The organism is Streptomyces tremellae, from assembly GCF_039540215.1.
GTDB classification, from domain to species: Bacteria; Actinomycetota; Actinomycetes; order Streptomycetales; family Streptomycetaceae; genus Streptomyces; species Streptomyces tremellae.
The window spans coordinates 24,544-39,527 of the sequence record NZ_BAABEP010000056.1 but is presented as its reverse complement, the minus strand read 5'-3'; the positions used below and the strand labels follow the sequence as shown (position 1 = coordinate 39,527).

18 protein-coding genes are annotated in these 14,984 nt (G+C 73.2%); 11 read left to right on the top strand and 7 right to left on the bottom strand.

Annotated elements, in window-relative coordinates; all coding sequences use genetic code 11:
* The first annotated feature begins 159 nt into the window (after nucleotides 1-159).
* Both ABEA77_RS27470 and ABEA77_RS27465 read left to right on the top strand, forming a co-directional pair.
* Nucleotides 160-597, top strand: coding sequence for a MerR family transcriptional regulator (locus tag ABEA77_RS27470; protein WP_345653112.1), 438 nt, complete (start codon nucleotides 160-162; stop codon nucleotides 595-597).
* Nucleotides 594-1,577 carry an NAD-dependent epimerase/dehydratase family protein gene (locus tag ABEA77_RS27465; RefSeq protein WP_345653109.1) on the top strand — a complete coding sequence of 328 codons (984 nt, stop codon included), beginning with the start codon at nucleotides 594-596 and terminating at the stop codon, nucleotides 1,575-1,577. Before ABEA77_RS27470 ends, ABEA77_RS27465 begins: the two co-directional genes overlap by 4 nt.
* Nucleotides 1,578-1,895: 318 nt before the next feature.
* Here ABEA77_RS27465 and ABEA77_RS27460 read toward each other — a convergent pair whose 3' ends face one another.
* The 3 genes from ABEA77_RS27460 to ABEA77_RS27450 form a co-directional block, all read right to left on the bottom strand.
* The gene (locus tag ABEA77_RS27460; RefSeq protein WP_345653106.1) at nucleotides 1,896-2,327 is read right to left on the bottom strand and encodes a DUF3618 domain-containing protein; all 432 of its coding nucleotides are present in this window, start codon (nucleotides 2,325-2,327) and stop codon (nucleotides 1,896-1,898) included.
* Nucleotides 2,324-2,743, bottom strand: a complete 420-nt coding sequence (locus tag ABEA77_RS27455; protein ID WP_345653103.1) for a phage holin family protein — start codon at nucleotides 2,741-2,743, stop codon at nucleotides 2,324-2,326. Before ABEA77_RS27455 ends, ABEA77_RS27460 begins: the two co-directional genes overlap by 4 nt.
* 161 nt (nucleotides 2,744-2,904) lie before the next feature.
* On the bottom strand, nucleotides 2,905-4,032 hold the full coding sequence (locus ABEA77_RS27450) for a YihY/virulence factor BrkB family protein (RefSeq protein ID WP_345653100.1): 1,128 nt from the start codon (nucleotides 4,030-4,032) through the stop codon (nucleotides 2,905-2,907).
* Between the two features lie 329 nt (nucleotides 4,033-4,361).
* Between ABEA77_RS27450 and ABEA77_RS27445 the strand changes: the two genes are divergently transcribed.
* Nucleotides 4,362-5,159, top strand: a complete 798-nt coding sequence (locus ABEA77_RS27445; protein ID WP_345653119.1) for an NPP1 family protein — start codon at nucleotides 4,362-4,364, stop codon at nucleotides 5,157-5,159.
* Nucleotides 5,160-5,240: 81 nt separating this feature from the next.
* On the opposite strand, the gene ABEA77_RS27440 is transcribed toward ABEA77_RS27445, so the two are convergent.
* Nucleotides 5,241-5,594, bottom strand: coding sequence for a hypothetical protein (locus tag ABEA77_RS27440; protein ID WP_345653098.1), 354 nt, complete (start codon nucleotides 5,592-5,594; stop codon nucleotides 5,241-5,243).
* A 288-nt stretch (nucleotides 5,595-5,882) separates the two neighbouring features.
* On the opposite strand from ABEA77_RS27440, the gene ABEA77_RS27435 reads away from it, so the two are divergent.
* Both ABEA77_RS27435 and ABEA77_RS27430 read left to right on the top strand, forming a co-directional pair.
* Complete coding sequence (locus ABEA77_RS27435) at nucleotides 5,883-6,707, top strand: helix-turn-helix domain-containing protein (RefSeq protein ID WP_345653096.1); 825 nt, start codon at nucleotides 5,883-5,885, stop codon at nucleotides 6,705-6,707.
* 34 nt (nucleotides 6,708-6,741) lie between these two features.
* On the top strand, nucleotides 6,742-7,896 hold the full coding sequence (locus ABEA77_RS27430; RefSeq protein WP_345653095.1) for a cytochrome P450: 1,155 nt from the start codon (nucleotides 6,742-6,744) through the stop codon (nucleotides 7,894-7,896).
* 61 nt (nucleotides 7,897-7,957) lie between these two features.
* On the opposite strand, the gene ABEA77_RS27425 is transcribed toward ABEA77_RS27430, so the two are convergent.
* Entirely contained in the window at nucleotides 7,958-8,503 is a 546-nt protein-coding gene (locus ABEA77_RS27425) for a carboxymuconolactone decarboxylase family protein (RefSeq protein WP_345653094.1), read from the bottom strand.
* A gap of 194 nt (nucleotides 8,504-8,697) precedes the next feature.
* Between ABEA77_RS27425 and ABEA77_RS27420 the strand changes: the two genes are divergently transcribed.
* Nucleotides 8,698-9,393, top strand: coding sequence for a CGNR zinc finger domain-containing protein (locus tag ABEA77_RS27420; protein WP_345653092.1), 696 nt, complete (start codon nucleotides 8,698-8,700; stop codon nucleotides 9,391-9,393).
* A 42-nt stretch (nucleotides 9,394-9,435) separates the two neighbouring features.
* On the opposite strand, the gene ABEA77_RS27415 is transcribed toward ABEA77_RS27420, so the two are convergent.
* Both ABEA77_RS27415 and ABEA77_RS27410 read right to left on the bottom strand, forming a co-directional pair.
* A complete protein-coding gene (locus tag ABEA77_RS27415; RefSeq protein WP_345653091.1) occupies nucleotides 9,436-10,482 on the bottom strand; it encodes an NAD(P)-dependent alcohol dehydrogenase in 1,047 nt (348 codons plus the stop codon).
* A gap of 107 nt (nucleotides 10,483-10,589) precedes the next feature.
* Nucleotides 10,590-11,354, bottom strand: coding sequence for an SDR family NAD(P)-dependent oxidoreductase (locus ABEA77_RS27410; RefSeq protein WP_345653088.1), 765 nt, complete (start codon nucleotides 11,352-11,354; stop codon nucleotides 10,590-10,592).
* Between the two features lie 173 nt (nucleotides 11,355-11,527).
* Between ABEA77_RS27410 and ABEA77_RS27405 the strand changes: the two genes are divergently transcribed.
* The 5 genes from ABEA77_RS27405 (at nucleotide 11,528) to rplW (ending at nucleotide 14,940) form a co-directional block, all read left to right on the top strand.
* Nucleotides 11,528-12,157, top strand: coding sequence for a TetR/AcrR family transcriptional regulator (locus ABEA77_RS27405; protein ID WP_345653085.1), 630 nt, complete (start codon nucleotides 11,528-11,530; stop codon nucleotides 12,155-12,157).
* 737 nt (nucleotides 12,158-12,894) lie between these two features.
* Nucleotides 12,895-13,203 carry a 30S ribosomal protein S10 gene (rpsJ, locus tag ABEA77_RS27400; RefSeq protein WP_003948644.1) on the top strand — a complete coding sequence of 103 codons (309 nt, stop codon included), beginning with the start codon at nucleotides 12,895-12,897 and terminating at the stop codon, nucleotides 13,201-13,203.
* A gap of 14 nt (nucleotides 13,204-13,217) precedes the next feature.
* Nucleotides 13,218-13,862: a 50S ribosomal protein L3 gene (rplC, locus tag ABEA77_RS27395; RefSeq protein ID WP_345653082.1), complete on the top strand. Its 645-nt coding sequence runs from the start codon at nucleotides 13,218-13,220 to the stop codon at nucleotides 13,860-13,862.
* A gap of 8 nt (nucleotides 13,863-13,870) precedes the next feature.
* Nucleotides 13,871-14,527 carry a 50S ribosomal protein L4 gene (gene rplD, locus ABEA77_RS27390; RefSeq protein WP_345653080.1) on the top strand — a complete coding sequence of 219 codons (657 nt, stop codon included), beginning with the start codon at nucleotides 13,871-13,873 and terminating at the stop codon, nucleotides 14,525-14,527.
* Complete coding sequence (gene rplW, locus ABEA77_RS27385) at nucleotides 14,527-14,940, top strand: 50S ribosomal protein L23 (RefSeq protein ID WP_345653078.1); 414 nt, start codon at nucleotides 14,527-14,529, stop codon at nucleotides 14,938-14,940. Before rplD ends, rplW begins: the two co-directional genes overlap by 1 nt.
* Nucleotides 14,941-14,984 lie beyond the last annotated feature (44 nt).

The following is a 14,984-nucleotide window of genomic DNA, read 5'->3' as shown; positions in this document are numbered from 1 at the left end:
CAACACCAGCGAAACCGGCAGCGCGAGATTGACGAACGACATAGAGGCACCCCCCCGCGGTGTGGTGTGCGGAGGGGCGTCCCCGCGGTGCGGTGTGCGGGGGAGGTGGGGTGTGGTGTGCTTGACCTCAAGCGCTTGAGGTGTGTTCTGCTGCGCTGCATGACGACGTACACGATTCAGGACGTGTCCCGGCACAGCGGGCTCAGCGAGCCGACGCTGCGCTACTACGAGGACGTCGGGCTCGTCGGCCCGATCGCCCGCGACGAGCGGAGTGGGCACCGGCGCTACCGCAGCGCGGACATCGACACCCTCGACGCGCTCGCCTGCCTGCGCGCGGTCGGCGTGGGCATCGACGACATGCGTACCTACCTGGCGAACCGCGCACGCGGCCGGTCGGCCGCGGGCGCGCAGCGCGATCTGCTGCTGCGGCACGCCGAGCGCATCGAGGGGGAGATCGCCGCCCAGCGCGCGCGCCTCGACTACCTGCGGGAGAAGGCCGCGCTGTGGGACGCGCGCGACCGTGGGGACGGCGCGGCCGAGGACGAGGCGGTACGGCGGCTCGTGGACGTCGTCGGTGGGCTGGGGGTGGCGCGATGAGCCGGGTACTGGTCACCGGGGGCTCAGGCTACGTGGGCACGCAGCTGATCGCCGCGCTGCTGCGGGCGGGCCGTCCGGTGCGGGCGACGGCGCGCTCCCTGGCCAGGGAGGCGGACCTGCGGGCCGCGGTGCGGCGCGGGGGCGCCGACGACGCGGGCCTTGAGGTCGTCGCCGCCGACCTGATGTCCGACGACGGCTGGCCCGCCGCCGTGGCGGGGTGCGCGGAGGTCCACCATGTGGCCTCGCCGATCCCGGTCGCCCAGCCGGACGACCCCGACGAGCTGATCGTGCCCGCCCGCGAGGGCACGCTGCGGGTGCTGCGCGCGGCCCGCGACGCGGGGGCGCGGCGGGTGGTGCTCACGTCGTCGTTCGCCGCGGTCGGCTATACGCCGAAGCCGGGCGCCGAGTACACCGAGGACGACTGGACCGACCCCGACACCCCCGGACTCGCGCCCTACCCGCGCTCCAAGGCGATCGCCGAGCGCGCCGCGTGGGACCTGATGGAGCGGGACGGCGGCGGCACGGAGCTGGTCGTCGTCAATCCGACGTTCATCCTGGGACCCACGCTCACCAGTGCCCTCGGCTCCTCGGCCCAGCTGGTCAAGGCGATGCTCGACGGGGCGCTCGCCGTCGCGCCGCGCGCCCGCTTCGGCGTGGTCGACGTGCGGGACGTGGCCGACCTGCACCTGCGCGCGATGGCCGCGCCCGAGGCCGCCGGCCGACGCTACCTCGCCGTCGCGGACGGCCCCGCGACCAGCTTCCTCGAAGTGGCCGGGGTGCTGCGCCGCGGCCTCGGCGAGCTCGCCGCGCGCGTGCCCACCAGCGAGGCGGAGGGCGCGGACCTGCCGCGCCCCGTCATCCACAACGACCGCGCACGCGAGGAACTGGGCTGGCGCCCGCGGCCCGTCGAGACCACGGTCGTGGAGACGGCGGAGAGCCTGCGGGAGCTCGGAGTGCTGGGAGGCGCGGGGGAGCGGTGAGGACGGGGCGCGTGCGCTGGGCGGGTGCGTGCCGTACGGGGGCGCGTGCGCTGGGCGGGTGCGCGCGGCGTGCGGGCGTATGCCGGGTGGGCGGGTGCGCGCCGTCGCGGGCGTTTCTCGCGCGGGGTGTGCCTGGCCCGGCGCGGGACCGGCGCCGGGCGCGGTGTCCTTCGCCGGACGGGGAGCGGCCCCGGGCCCGTGCGGGTCCGGGGCCGCTGAGGCGCCCGTCGGGGTGCTTGCCGAAGGGCGCGCCCAGGGCGGACGCCGTCCCCGATCCGGTGCGCCGCCGCGGCTGAGCACCACCCGGGGCCGCCGTGCTCAGCCGCGGCGCCTGCGGGTACGGCGTACGACCAGCAGGGTCGCGGCGAGCGCGCCGCCCGCCGCCGCGAGCAGCGGGGTGCGGTGGGCGCGCGCCGTGCGCACGCCCTGGCCCGCCTTCTCGCGTACGGGCTCCGGCGTGCGCTCCTGCACCGCCTGGGCCGCCTGCGCGGCCCGGTCCCGCAGCCGGGTGGACCGTTCGGCGGCCCGCTGCCGCACCGCGTCCGTCTTCTCCTGGACGCGAGCCTTGACGTCGGCCTTCGCGGCGAGCGCCCCGATGGTCTCGCCGAGCTCCTCCCGGGTCGCCTCGACGCGCGCCCGCAGCTCCTCGGGGGTGGCCGCGTCGGTGGTTCCCGCGGTGTTCTCGCCGGTGTGTTCGGTGGTTTCGCTGATGTGTTCCGTGGTGTGTGCGGTGTCGTGCCGACTGCTCATCGGTGTGCCTTCTCCCTGATCTCGGCGACATCGGCCCTGACGCTCTCCATCGTCTGCTCGGGCTTCGGCGGGGTGGCCCGGCCGATCTCCCGCCTGCCGAGCGCCGCCATCAGCGCGGCGGTGGCCGCGAGCACGCCGGTGACGATCAGGGCCGCCGCCCACACATCGAGTACGAGGGCGAGCGCGGCGATCGCCGCGGCCGTCAGCGCCTGGAGCGCGAGGACCCCGACGAGTCCCGCGCCGCCGAAGAGGCCGCCGCCCTTGCCGAAGCGCTTGCCCTTCCGGGCCATCTCCGCCTGCGCGAGGCGCATCTCGTCGCGGACGAGTTCGGAGAGTTCGCGGGAGGCGCGCTGGACCAGTTCGCTGACCGAGTCCTGCGTCCCGCTGTCGGTGCGATGGAGATCGGTTGATGCCATGGCTCCTCACCCTGTCCTTCTCGCTTTCTCGACTGTCCGGAGTGCGCTCCGCGGCGCGGTCCGAGGCCGGGTCCGCGGTGCGGTCCGAAGCGGGGTCCCGGTGCGGGACCGAGGCGGCCGCGGGCCCCCGCTCCCGCACCGGGTACCCGCGCGGCGGCCGGTCACGTCCCCCGGGGCCCGGGGTGTGCCCGGGGCGCGCGGAAGCGGCGGGTGCGCGCCGTGGCGCGCAGGCGTGCGCGGTCCTCCTCGTCCCACTCCCGGGTGTCGCGCGGCTGGAGGTACGGCTCCTCGTCCGCCGGATGGCCGCCGGCGACGGCCCGCTGGCGGCTCAGCTCCGCGTCGAACTCAAGGCCGAGCAGGATCGCCAGGTTGGTGATCCACAGCCACACCAGGAAGACGATCACACCCGCGAAGGTGCCGTATGTCTTGTTGTACGAGGCGAAGTTGGCGACGTACAGCGCGAAGCCGCCGGAGGCGACGGCCCAGACGAGCAGTGCGAGGAAGCTGCCAGGCGTGGTCCAGCGCACGCCGCGCATCCGCACGTTCGGCGTCGCCCAGTACAGGATCGCGATCATGGCGGTGGCCAGGACCACGAGCACCGGCCACTTGGCGACCGACCACACCGTGAGGAAGGTGTCGCCCACGCCCATGGCGTCGCCGACGTGGCGGGCGACGCCGCCCGTGAACACCACGATGAGCGCGCTGACCACGGCCAGGACCATCAGCGCGACGGTCACGCCGAGGCGCACCGGCAGCACCTTCCACAGCGGCCGGCCCTCCGGCACGTCGTAGACGGCGTTCGCGGTACGGATGAACGCCGCGACGTAGCCCGAGGCCGACCACACCGCGAGCAGCAGACCCACGACGGCCATGACGGAGCCGACGCCCGCGCGCCCCTCCAACTGTCGCACCACGGTGGTCAGGATGTCCCTCGCCGGTCCCGGCGCGAGCTTCCTGATGCTGTCGAGCACCTGCTGCGTCGCCGAGTGCCCGACCACGCCGAGCAGGGAGATGAGCGCAAGCAGCGCGGGGAACAGCGCCTGGATGCTGTAGTACGTGAGCGCCGCGGCCTTGTCGGTCAGCTCGTCCTTCTTGAACTCTCTGAACGTGCCTTTGAGCACCGCCTTCCAGGACTGCTCCGTCAGCTCGACCGGGGAGTCGGGGGCCTGCCGCTCCACCCGCTCGTCCGGCCCCTCACCCGGCTCGCGCCCGCTCCGCGCCTCCCGGCCGACCGCGCCGCGGCCACCGCGCGCCTCGTGCTCTCCGTGCCCTTTCCCTGTGCCAAGCATGGTGAGCGGATTACCCGCTTCGCCCGCGCCATGCATCCCGCCTGCGGGCCGTCCGACGAGTGCCGCGCGGTGGGCGCCTTCCGGAGCGGCGCGCCACGACAAGGTGGCGGCCGCGATCCAAGACCCGCAGAAATGTGCACGGTGATTTCGGGGAATGTCGGGTGTGGCGGCGTTCCGGCAATCTCTTCGTCTGGAGTTCCTTGCCAACTCCTTTGAGACGCGGCTAGCCTGACGCCGCACCAGGAAAACGGAATGCGGTGAATTCGGGCGCCCATGGTCGGCGCCCCCCTTTTTCTTGAGGAGCCGGCGTGCGCGGGACGCGGTCTTTCATGGTGGGTTCCGGCGGGACGGCGCGCCCCGGGGGGCGCGGGCGGTCCCGCCGGCCGCTCGCCGCCGGCGCGCTCGGCGCGGCGCTGCTGGTGGTCGGTCTTCCCGGCCAGGCGAGCGCGGACGTCCTCCCCTCGCTCCCGCAGAACGCGGACGGGCTCGAACAGACCTTCTCGCCCGCGTACGACTACGACGGGGACGGCTGCTACGCCACCGCCGCCATCAGCCCGGACGGCACCCTCAACCCGGGCCTCAAGCTGGGCGGCGACGTCAACGGCCACTGCCACGACCCGGCCCAGCTCGACAACGCCAACACGTACTCGCGCGAGAAGTGCAACAACGACTGGTGCGCGGTCGTGTACGCCAGCTACTTCGAGAAGGACCAGGCGACGCTCGGCCCGCTCGCCATCGGCCACACCCACGACTGGGAGCACGTCGTGGTGTGGACCAACGACAACCAGGTCAAGTACGTCTCGGTGTCCCAGCACGCCGGCTACCAGGTGGCGCCCGCCTCCGACATACGCTTCGACGGCACGCACCCGAAGGTCGTCTACCACAAGGACGGGGCCTCGACCCACGACTTCCGCTTCGCCAACGGCAATGACGAACCCGCGGAGAACGCCACGGGCAACTGGTTCTATCCGCGCCTTGTCGGATGGAACGGATATCCCGCGGGATTGCGCGACAAACTCATGAACGCGGACTTCGGCGAGGCGACCATCAAGATCAACGACGCGCGTTTCCATGACGCGCTGAACAATTCCAAGCCGCAGGGCATCCCCTTCGACCCGAACGCCTGAGCCCACGCCAGGCCGGCGTACGGCAGGGGCGCCCCCTGCCGTACGGCCCTGGGCCGCGTCCGTGCGTCGGTACGCGCGGGCTCAGCGCACCACCGGTGGGCGGAAGCGGAACGGGTCGCTGTTCAACGGGCCAAGTCGGGCGTGGAGTTCGACGTGGGACGCGGATTCGGGCACCGTCAGCCTGGTGCGTGCCCCGCCGAGGCGGGCGCGGCTCCGGCCCCGGTAGCGGAAGGCGACGCCGACCTCGTGCGCCCCGGGGGATACCCGCAGTTCGAACCTGCCCCAGGGGCCGATCCGTTCCTCGCCGTCGACGCTGAGCGCCGGCCGGGTCAGGAGGCGGTGGAAGGGCGCGGCGACCGGATGGGGGGCCACTCGGACCGTCAGCGCCACCCCGCCCGCCCCGGCCGCCGCGTCCTCCGGTGGCTGTTCCGCCACGCCGCCGCCCCCTCGTCCCGTGTCGCGCCCCGGTCCTCGCGGAGCCATGCTGCCCGGCCGGGGAGCCGCGCGGAAGGGCGCCGCCGAGGCCGCGGGCTTCTCCTGGTCTCGTCACACAGCGTTGTCCGCTACCGCTACTGTTGTGGGTAAACACGGGCGTACGGGCAGTGACTGTCCTTCCGCAGGGCCGCCTGCCCCGGGGTACACCGTGCCTTTTCCATCGGAGGTACGGCAGAGGAAGGCGGTGCGTGCGCGGTGCGTGAGCGAGTGGTGGGGCGGGGCGGGGGCGTGGAACCCGAAGGGGCCGCGGACGAAGGGGCGAGCGCCGTCGCGGCCGTCGTGGGACGGCAGGTGAGGCTCTGGCGGGAGAGTGCCGGGCTCGGGGCGGCGGAGCTCGCGGACGCGCTGGGCTACAGCGACGCCCTCGTGCACGGGATCGAGGCAGGCACCCGCATCCCCAAGGCGGAGTTCCTGGAGCGCGCCGACGAGGTCCTTCGGGCGGGCGGCCGGATCGCCGGGATGAAGCGGGACCTCGCACGGGTCGAACGCTCCTCTCTCACAAGGAGGTTGATCCGGCTGGAGGCGGAGGCCGCCGAGATCGGGCAGTACGCGCGCCACAACGTCCCGGGGCTGCTGGAGACGGCTGCGCACGCGCGGGCGGTGTTCGGGATGAGGCTGCCGGCCCGCGCCCCCGACGCCATCGACCGGCTGGTCGAGGCGCGGACGGCGCGCAGGGCGGTCTTCGAGCGCACACCGCCGCCGATGCTCTCCTTCGTGCTGGAGGAAGTCGTGCTCAGGCGCCCGCTCGGCGGTCGCGCCGTCCTGCGTGAGCAGCTGGAACACCTGCTGGAGCTCGGGGAGTCGCGCAACGTCACCCTCCAGGTCATGCCGACGGACATCGAGACGCACGCCGGCCTTGACGGCGAGCTGCGGCTGCTCGGCCTTCCCGACGGCACCACCCTCGCCCACTGCGAGGAAGGATCGCCCGCGCCGGTCGTCTCCGCCCCGCGCCTCGTACGGCCGCTGCGGCTGCGCTACGGGGCGATCCGGGCGCAGGCCCGCACGCCCCGCGAGTCGCGGACGTTCATCGAGAAGGTGCTGCGGGAGGTGTGACGTCCGGGCGTCGCCCCGGGGCTACTCTCGGCGGATGGTCTCTGCCGACGTGCTCACCCTCGCCGACCTCGCCGCCGATCCGCATCCGCATCTCGCGCGGCTGCGGGCGGCGGGGCCCGTGGTGTGGGTGGAGGCGCTCGGCGGGTGGCTGGTGACCGCGCGGGAGCCGGCCGTGCGGGTGATGCGGGACGCGGAGACGTTCACCGTGCACGACCCGCGGTTCACCACGGCCCGGGTGATCGGGCCGAGCATGCTCTCGCTCGACGGGGACGCACACGCGCGGCACCGCGAGCCGTTCGTGGAGCCGTTCAAGCCGCGCGCCGTGCACGCGGCCTTCGCGGAGACGATCAGGGGCGAGGCGGCCCGGCTGCTCGACGCGCTCGCGCCCGCGGGCGGCGGGGAGTTGCGGCGCGGCTTCGCGGGGCCGCTCGCCGCCGTGGTCATGGCCGACGTGCTGGGGCTTGCCGAGGTGCCCGTGCCCGAGGTGCTCGGCTGGTACGACGCCATCGTGCGCGCGGTCGACCGGCTCACGCGGGGCGAGGAGGCGGGGGCCGAGGGCCCGGCCGCCTATGCGGCGCTGCGGGACGCGGTCGCCTCGACCCTGCGGGCGGGGGGCGGCGGTTCGCTGCTTGCGGGTGCGGCCGGTCGGCTCGGCCTGCCCGAGGTCGCGTCGAACGCCGCCGTGCTGCTGTTCGGCGGCATCGAGACCACCGAGGGCATGATCGCCAACGCCCTGTACCACCTGCTCTCGGAGCCGGCCCTCGCCGACGCCGTACGGGACGACCCGGCGCTCCTCGACGGCGCGGTCGAGGAGTCCCTGCGGCTCGAACCCGGCGCGGCGGTCGTGGACCGCTACGCCACGCGCGACACGGAGCTCTGCGGCGCCCGGATCGCCGGAGGGGACCTCGTCGTCGTCTCGCTCGCCGGAGCGAACCGGGACCCCGGGGTGTTCCCCGAGCCGGACCGCTTCGACCCGCGGCGCGCCAACTCCCGGCTCCAGCTGGCCTTCGCGCACGGCCCGCACTACTGCCTCGGCGTGCACCTCGCGCGGCTCGAGGCGGTGATCGCGCTGCGCGCCTGCTTCGAGCGCCTGCCGGGTCTGCGGCTCGACACGGACCGGCCGAGCACCCCGTACGGCCTGGTCTTCCGCAAGCCGCAGGAGCTGGCGGCGCGTTGGGACGCCCCGTAGGGGACCCGGGCCCAGGGGACTCGCGAGGCCCCTGGGGCGTCCCGCGCGCCGGCGCGCGTGCTCAGCGGGTGTGCGGGGTGACCACGGGGAAGTCGACGTCGGTGCCGGCCAGTTCGTTGAAGTAGTTGGTCAGGACGTTGAGGGCGACGTTGGCGACGACCTCGGTGATCTCCGCGTCCGTGACGCCCGCGGCGCGGGCCGCCGCGACGGCCTGCTCCCCGTCCCGGCCGCGGTGCTCGACGACGCTTCGGGTGAGCGAGAGCAGGGCCTGGACGTGGGGGTCGGACGAGCGGCCCTCGCGGGCGGCGGCCAGCTCGTCGCTGTCGAGCTTGGCGAACTCGCCGCCGATGAAGGTGTGGGCCGACAGGCAGTAGCCGCAGCCGTTGAGTTCGGCCGTGAGGATCGAGATGCGCTCGCGCACGGCGTGCGGGAGCACGCCCGTGGCGAGGGCGCCGTTCATGGCGAGGTACCCCTTGACGGCCGCCGGGCTGTTGGCCAGCACCTTGATCAGGTTCGGGACCGAGCCCATGGCCTTCTGGGCCTCGGCCAACTGCTCGGCCGCCCTGCCGGTCGCGGTCGCCGGGTCGATCTCGGGAAGTCGCGGCATCTCGCTCGCCTCTCTCATGGTTCGACGGCCGCCTGTGCGGCACGTTCCCGCGCATCCGCGCACCGCCCCGGTCGGAAAGGAGCGGCTAATGCTTGATGCGTCTTCAATCGTTAGTGATCGTGGCATGGCTCTTTCCCGACTGTCAAATGCTTGGATTCTCTATAAGCATTAGGCGGGTAGGTAGACTGGGTGTCATGGAGCTTGGGACGGCCCTGCGCGAGGCCCTGCTGGGAGAACCCCTGCCGGTCGAGCTGATGAACTCGGTCCACATCGACCGGGGTGGCCCGATGTACGACCTGGTCGGCGACGCGAAGCGGGCCGGGTGCTGGGTCGCGGCGATCGGACCCCGGCTGCCCGCCCTGGCGGCCGGCGGCGCAGCCCCGGCCGCCGCCGCCCCGGGCGCGGGCGCCCCACCCGCCGTCCTGCTGGACGAGGCGGACGCCCGCGGCCTCTGCGACCTCCGTACGGCTCTTCGGGCCCTCGCCGCCGAAGTCACCGACGCGCCCCCGCAGTTCACCGGGGCGGACGCGCCCGCGCCGGAGGCGGCGGTGGAGACGGTGAACCGGCTCAGCGGCCTCGCGCCGGTCTGGCCCGTGCTCGCCTGGCCCGCGGGGGAGGAGCCGGCGGAGGAGTGCGGCACGGACGCCGGGTACGGCGACTTCGTCGTCTCCTGTGTGGCACGGCAGGCCGTGGAACTCTTCGCCGGGCCCCGGCGCGCCCGGCTGCGCGCCTGCCTCGCGCCCGGCTGCGACCGGTACTTCGTCAAGGACCACTCGCGCAGGGAGTGGTGCACCAGGGCGTGCGGCAACCGCGCCAGGGTCGCCCGCCACTACCGCCGCCACCACGGCGCCCCCGCCCAGCAGGCGGGCGGCGCCCGGCCGCGGCACTGAGCGGCCGGGCTGCCGGGCGCGCCGGCCGCCCCGCCGGTTCGCTCAGGCTTCCAGCGAGGCCATGTCGATGACGAAGCGGTAGCGGACCTGGGACCGTTCGAGGCGCGCGAACGCGTCGTTGACGTCCTGGACGCGGACGGTCTCGATCTGCGCGGTGATCCCGTGCGCGCCGCAGAAGTCGAGCATCTCCTGGATCTCCGGCATGCCGCCCGCCGAGGACGCCGCGTAGGAGCGGCGTGCGGGGATGAGGGCCCAGTTGTTCATGGTGATGTCCTCGTCGGGGGCGCCGACGTTGACGAGGGTGCCGTCCAGCTTGAGCAGGCCCAGGTAGCGGTCGAAGTGGAGCGCGCCTGAGACGGTGCACAGGACGATGTCGAAGCTGCCGGCCAGCTCCTCGAAGGTCGCGGGGTCCTCGGTCGCGTAGTAGTGGTCCGCGCCGAGCCGCAGCCCGTCGTCCTTCTTGCCGAGAGTGCGGGAGAGCACGGTGACCTCGGCGCCCATCGCGTGCGCGAGCTGCACGGCGACATGTCCGAGGCCGCCCATGCCGAGGACCGCGATCCGCGTGCCGGGGCCCACCTTCCAGTGCGCGAGCGGCGAGTACGTGGTGATGCCGGCGCACAGCAGGGGAGCGGCCGCGTCCAGCGGCAGGCTGTCGGGGATGCGGACGACGTACCGCTCGTCGACGACGATCTCGCCCGAGTAGCCCCCTTGCGTCGTCTCGCCGTCCCGGTCCACGGCGTTGTAGGTGGAGGTGCAGCCGTTCAGGCAGTACACCTCGAGGCCGGCCTCGCACGCCTCGCACGTGCGGCAGGAGTCGATGTACGTGCCGACGCCGACGCGGTCGCCGACGGCGTACCTGGTGGCGTCGGGGCCCGTCTCCACGACGAGGCCGGTGATCTCGTGGCCGGGGACCATCGGGTAGAGGCCCTTGCCCCAGCCGTCGGACGTCTGGACGACGTCGGTGTGGCAGACGCCGCTGTACTTGATCGCGATGCGCACGTCGGCGCCGCGCACGGCGCGGCGGGTGATGGTCGTGGGCGCGAGCGGCGCGCCCGCTGACGGGGCGGCGTAGGCGGGGATGGTGCTCATGGCTGGCTTCTCTCCGGAATCTCGTACGGGGACGTCGCAGGGGTGTCGTACGGAGGTGCCGCACGCGGGTGGCGTACGGGGGCGTCGCGCGCGGGGGAACGCGGTGGTCAGAACGCCTGGTCGGTGGGGCGGATCACGACCTCGTTGACGGCGCGGCGGCGCGGTCCCGTGGCGATGTACGCGATGGCGTCGGCGATGTCCTCGGGGTGGAGCTTCTCCACGCCGGCGAACCGGTCGTTCTCGACGTCCTGGGCGTGCTGCTGCTGGTGGCCGAACAGCTCGGTGTCCACGGCGCCCGGCTCCACCACGGAGAAGCGCACGCCGTGCGGCGCGTACTCCTGGCGCCAGGACTCAGTGGCCGCCGTGACGCCGAACTTGGTGGCGTTGTAGACCGCCACCGTCGGCGCGGCCGACCGCCCGGCGACCGAGCTGACGTTCACCACGTCGGCGACCCCGCGGCCGCCGGACGCCGCGGCGTCGAGCAGGTGCGGCAGGGCGGCCTTCGTCATGTACAGCAGGCCCTTCAGATTGACGTCGACCATCAGGTCCCACTCGTCGAGCCTGGCGCGCAGCGAGTCGCCGTTGAGCATCACGCCGGCCGCGTTGACCAGGACGTCCAGCCGGCCGAAGCGCTCCACGGCCCGGGCGACGGCGTCGGCCGCCGCGTCGGCGCGGGTGACGTCGGCGGTCAGGGCCACCGCCCGGCCGCCGCGCTCGGCGACCTCTTCGGCGAGCTGCTCCACGCGCTCCGCGCGGCGCGCCACCAGGGCGACGGCCGCGCCCTCCCTGGCGAGCCGCAGCACGGTGGCGCGGCCGATACCGCTGCTCGCGCCGGTGATGACGGCGACGGTCGAGTCCAGTGTCCCGGGCATCGTCTTCCTCCTCGTTCGGTCTGCTCGATGCATGTGAAAGCCCTCTTACTTTAATGTAAGAGACCTCTTCCATTGAGGCAAACGTCCCCGGCGGGGTGCGGAGGGGGGCAGAGGGGCGCGTGAGTAATGTAAGATGTCTCTTACATCTGCATGAGGCCGAAAGGAGGGGGCGCGTGCCCAAACGGGAGACGTACCACCACGGCGACCTCAAGGCCGCGCTCGTCGAGGCCGCGCTCGCCGTCATCGCGGAACAGGGCATGAGCGCGGTGTCCGTCGCCGACATCGCGCGCAGGGCCGGCGTCAGCAGTGGCGCCCCCTACCGGCATTTTCCCAGCCGCAAGGCGCTGCTCACCGCGGCCGCCGTCACCGCGGCCCACCGGCTGACCGCCGCCCTGCACGAGGCGCGTCCCGCCGCGGGCCCGGACTCCGACGCGGTCGCCGACTCGGCCGAGGCCATCGCCGTGTACACCGGGTTCGCCGCCGAGCACGGCTCGGGGTTCGACCTGATCTTCGCCGAAGAACTCCAGGGCGCAGGCGACCCGGAGCTGCTCGCGGCCGGGCGCGGCGTGATGGACGCCTTGCTGCCCGCGGCCCTGGAGATCACCGGAGGCGAGGCGCGGGCCGCGCTGCGGCTGCTCGAACGGCAGATCGCCGCGGGCCACGGCTACGCCGCCCTCTACCGCAGCGGCTTCCTCAACCGGCGCGGCCCCACCGTCGAGGACATCGCGGGCCACGCCGCCGCCATCGCGCGCAGCCTCGCGCTGGACGCGCGGACCGGGCCGCGCGGCCCGGTGGCCCGATGACGGACGGCGTGATCATCGGTGTCGATGTCGGGACCGCCGTGGTCAGGTCGGCCGCGTCCACCCCGCACGGCCGGGAGCTCGGCGGCGCCGCGCCCCTCGCGGCCTGACGCGCCCGGCAGCTGTGAAGGCGGGCGCACGGGTGCCGACGAGAGGGGAACGGGGTCCCCGCGCCGCGGGCGCGGACCGTCCCCGAGGCGGCCCTCCGCGGCGGGCGGGCCGGGGCTCCGGCGGGCGGCCCCCGCGGCGCGAGCCGGGTCCCCGAGGCGGTGCCGGCTCCGCCCGTGCTCCGGGCGGGGGCGGCTCGCCGGCCCCCGCGATACGCCCGTCCGGGCGCCCCCGCGGGCGGCGACGATTCGGACGTATGGCCGTGGGGTAGGGTTCTCGGTCGCGATTGGCCAGGCCCGGCGGCCCTGTGGCACACTGGTCCGGTTGCTCGGTTGAGTGCCGATGCTGCGCGCCTCCCGCCGGGGGGACTGGAAGCGAGTCCCACAGTACTCGTCGCCCCAACTGCCTCTCCGGGCAGCGCTGGGGCGGACGTACGGGAATCTTCCGGGAAGCGTGGCGGGGTGCCGGCCAGGCACCGGTGGCGGTCGGCCTCTCTGGTCGGCCCGGTTCCGTTTCCCCCTGGTAGGGATTCCGCTCTGCGGTCTTCCGTGGAGGGAACGCGACACGCCCGACCGCGTGGGTCGGCCATCGGCGTCAGAGCGTAAGACAGAGAACGGGAATTCGAAGCAGCCATGGCGGGACAGAAGATCCGCATCCGGCTCAAGGCCTACGACCACGAGGTCATCGACTCCTCGGCGAAGAAGATCGTCGAGACGGTGACGCGCACTGGTGCGTCGGTCGCGGGCCCGGTGCCGCTGCCCACAGAGAAGAACGTGTACTGCGTCATCAAGTCGCCGCACAAGTACAAGGACTCGCGCGAGCACTTCGAGATGCGCACGCACAAGCGCCTGATCGACATCCTCGACCCGACGCCCAAGACCGTTGACTCGCTGATGCGCCTGGACCTTCCGGCCGGCGTCGACATCGAGATCAAGCTCTGAGAGGCGCGGAAGAGATGACCAAGCAGATCAAGGGCGTCCTGGGCGAGAAGCTCGGCATGACCCAGGTCTGGGACGAGAACAACCGTGTCGTCCCGGTGACCGTCGTCAAGGCCGGGCCCTGTGTCGTGACCCAGGTCCGTACGAACGACTCCGACGGCTACGAGTCGGTCCAGATCGCCTTCGGCGAGATCGACCCGCGCAAGGTGAACAAGCCCCTCAAGGGCCACTTCGCCAAGGCCGACGTGACCCCCCGCCGCCACCTCGTCGAGCTCCGCACCGCGGACGCCTCCACGTACACGCTCGGCCAGGAGATCAAGGCCGACGTGTTCGAGTCCGGCATCAAGGTCGACGTCACCGGCAAGAGCAAGGGCAAGGGCTTCGCCGGTGTCATGAAGCGTCACAACTTCAAGGGCCTCGGCGCCGGTCACGGTACCCAGCGCAAGCACCGCTCTCCCGGCTCCATCGGTGGCTGCGCCACCCCGGGCCGCGTGTTCAAGGGCCTCCGCATGGCGGGCCGCATGGGCAACGAGCGGGTCACCACCCAGAACCTGACCGTGCACGCCGTGGACGCGGAGAAGGGCCTGCTGCTCATCAAGGGCGCGGTCCCCGGTCCCAACGGCGGTCTCGTCCTGGTTCGTACCGCGGCCAAGGGGGCCTGAGGTAAACCATGACCACCATTGACATCCTTTCGCCCGCGGGCGAGAAGTCGGGCAGCGTCGAGCTTCCCGCGGAGATCTTCGACGCCCGGGTCAGCATTCCGCTGATCCACCAGGTCGTCGTCGCGCAGCTGGCCGCCGCCCGTCAGGGCACGCACAAGACCAAGACCCGTGGCGAGGTCCGCGGCGGCGGCAAGAAGCCGTACCGCCAGAAGGGCACCGGCCGCGCCCGCCAGGGCTCGACCCGCGCGCCCCAGTTCGCCGGCGGTGGCGTCGTGCACGGCCCCGTGCCGCGCGACTACTCGCAGCGGACCCCGAAGAAGATGAAGGCCGCCGCCCTGCGCGGAGCCCTCACCGACCGCGCGCAGAACGCCCGCGTGCACGTCGTCTCCGGCGTCATCGAGGGCGACGCGCCCTCCACCAAGGCCGCGAAGACCCTGTTCGGCAAGATCAGCGAGCGCAAGAACCTGCTCCTGGTCGTCGAGCGCGCCGACGAGGCCGCGTGGCTCTCCGCCCGCAACCTGCCCCAGGTGCACATCCTGGAGCCGGGCCAGCTGAACACCTACGACGTGCTCGTCTCGGACGACGTGGTCTTCACCAAGGCCGCCTTCGAGTCCTTCGTCGCCGGCCCGAACAAGGCCAACGAAACCGAAGGGAGCGAGGCCTGATGGCTACGCGTCACCCCAGCATCGCGCCCAAGGCTGCCAAGGCCGCCAAGGCGAAGCGACTGGCCAAGGCCAGGAGCGGCGTCAAGGGCCCGGTCGTCGAGACCCCGCTGAGCAAGTCCCTGTCCGACCCGCGCGACATCCTCGTCAAGCCGGTCGTGTCGGAGAAGAGCTACGCGCTCCTCGACGAGAACAAGTACACGTTCGTCGTCGACCCGCGGGCCAACAAGACCCAGATCAAGCAGGCCGTGCAGGCGGTCTTCTCGGTCACGGTCACCGGCGTCAACACGATCAACCGGCAGGGCAAGCGCAAGCGCACCCGCTCCGGTTTCGGCAAGCGCCCCGACACCAAGCGCGCCATCGTGACCCTTGCCGAGGGCGACCGCATCGACATCTTCGGCGGCCCGACCTCCTGACGGAGGCTGGATCGTATCGAAGTCCGGAATCTTCCGAGGACTGA

Coding starts and splice junctions, on each gene's coding strand:
- ABEA77_RS27470 (WP_345653112.1), top strand. CDS start 160: ATGACGACGTACACGATTCAGGACGTGTCCCGGCACAGCGGGCTCAGC.
- ABEA77_RS27465 (WP_345653109.1), top strand. CDS start 594: ATGAGCCGGGTACTGGTCACCGGGGGCTCAGGCTACGTGGGCACGCAG.
- ABEA77_RS27460 (WP_345653106.1), bottom strand. CDS start 2,327: ATGAGCAGTCGGCACGACACCGCACACACCACGGAACACATCAGCGAA.
- ABEA77_RS27455 (WP_345653103.1), bottom strand. CDS start 2,743: ATGGCATCAACCGATCTCCATCGCACCGACAGCGGGACGCAGGACTCG.
- ABEA77_RS27450 (WP_345653100.1), bottom strand. CDS start 4,032: ATGCTTGGCACAGGGAAAGGGCACGGAGAGCACGAGGCGCGCGGTGGC.
- ABEA77_RS27445 (WP_345653119.1), top strand. CDS start 4,362: ATGGTGGGTTCCGGCGGGACGGCGCGCCCCGGGGGGCGCGGGCGGTCC.
- ABEA77_RS27430 (WP_345653095.1), top strand. CDS start 6,742: ATGGTCTCTGCCGACGTGCTCACCCTCGCCGACCTCGCCGCCGATCCG.
- ABEA77_RS27425 (WP_345653094.1), bottom strand. CDS start 8,503: ATGCCGCGACTTCCCGAGATCGACCCGGCGACCGCGACCGGCAGGGCG.
- ABEA77_RS27420 (WP_345653092.1), top strand. CDS start 8,698: ATGGAGCTTGGGACGGCCCTGCGCGAGGCCCTGCTGGGAGAACCCCTG.
- ABEA77_RS27415 (WP_345653091.1), bottom strand. CDS start 10,482: ATGAGCACCATCCCCGCCTACGCCGCCCCGTCAGCGGGCGCGCCGCTC.
- ABEA77_RS27410 (WP_345653088.1), bottom strand. CDS start 11,354: ATGCCCGGGACACTGGACTCGACCGTCGCCGTCATCACCGGCGCGAGC.
- rpsJ (WP_003948644.1), top strand. CDS start 12,895: ATGGCGGGACAGAAGATCCGCATCCGGCTCAAGGCCTACGACCACGAG.
- rplC (WP_345653082.1), top strand. CDS start 13,218: ATGACCAAGCAGATCAAGGGCGTCCTGGGCGAGAAGCTCGGCATGACC.
- rplD (WP_345653080.1), top strand. CDS start 13,871: ATGACCACCATTGACATCCTTTCGCCCGCGGGCGAGAAGTCGGGCAGC.
- rplW (WP_345653078.1), top strand. CDS start 14,527: ATGGCTACGCGTCACCCCAGCATCGCGCCCAAGGCTGCCAAGGCCGCC.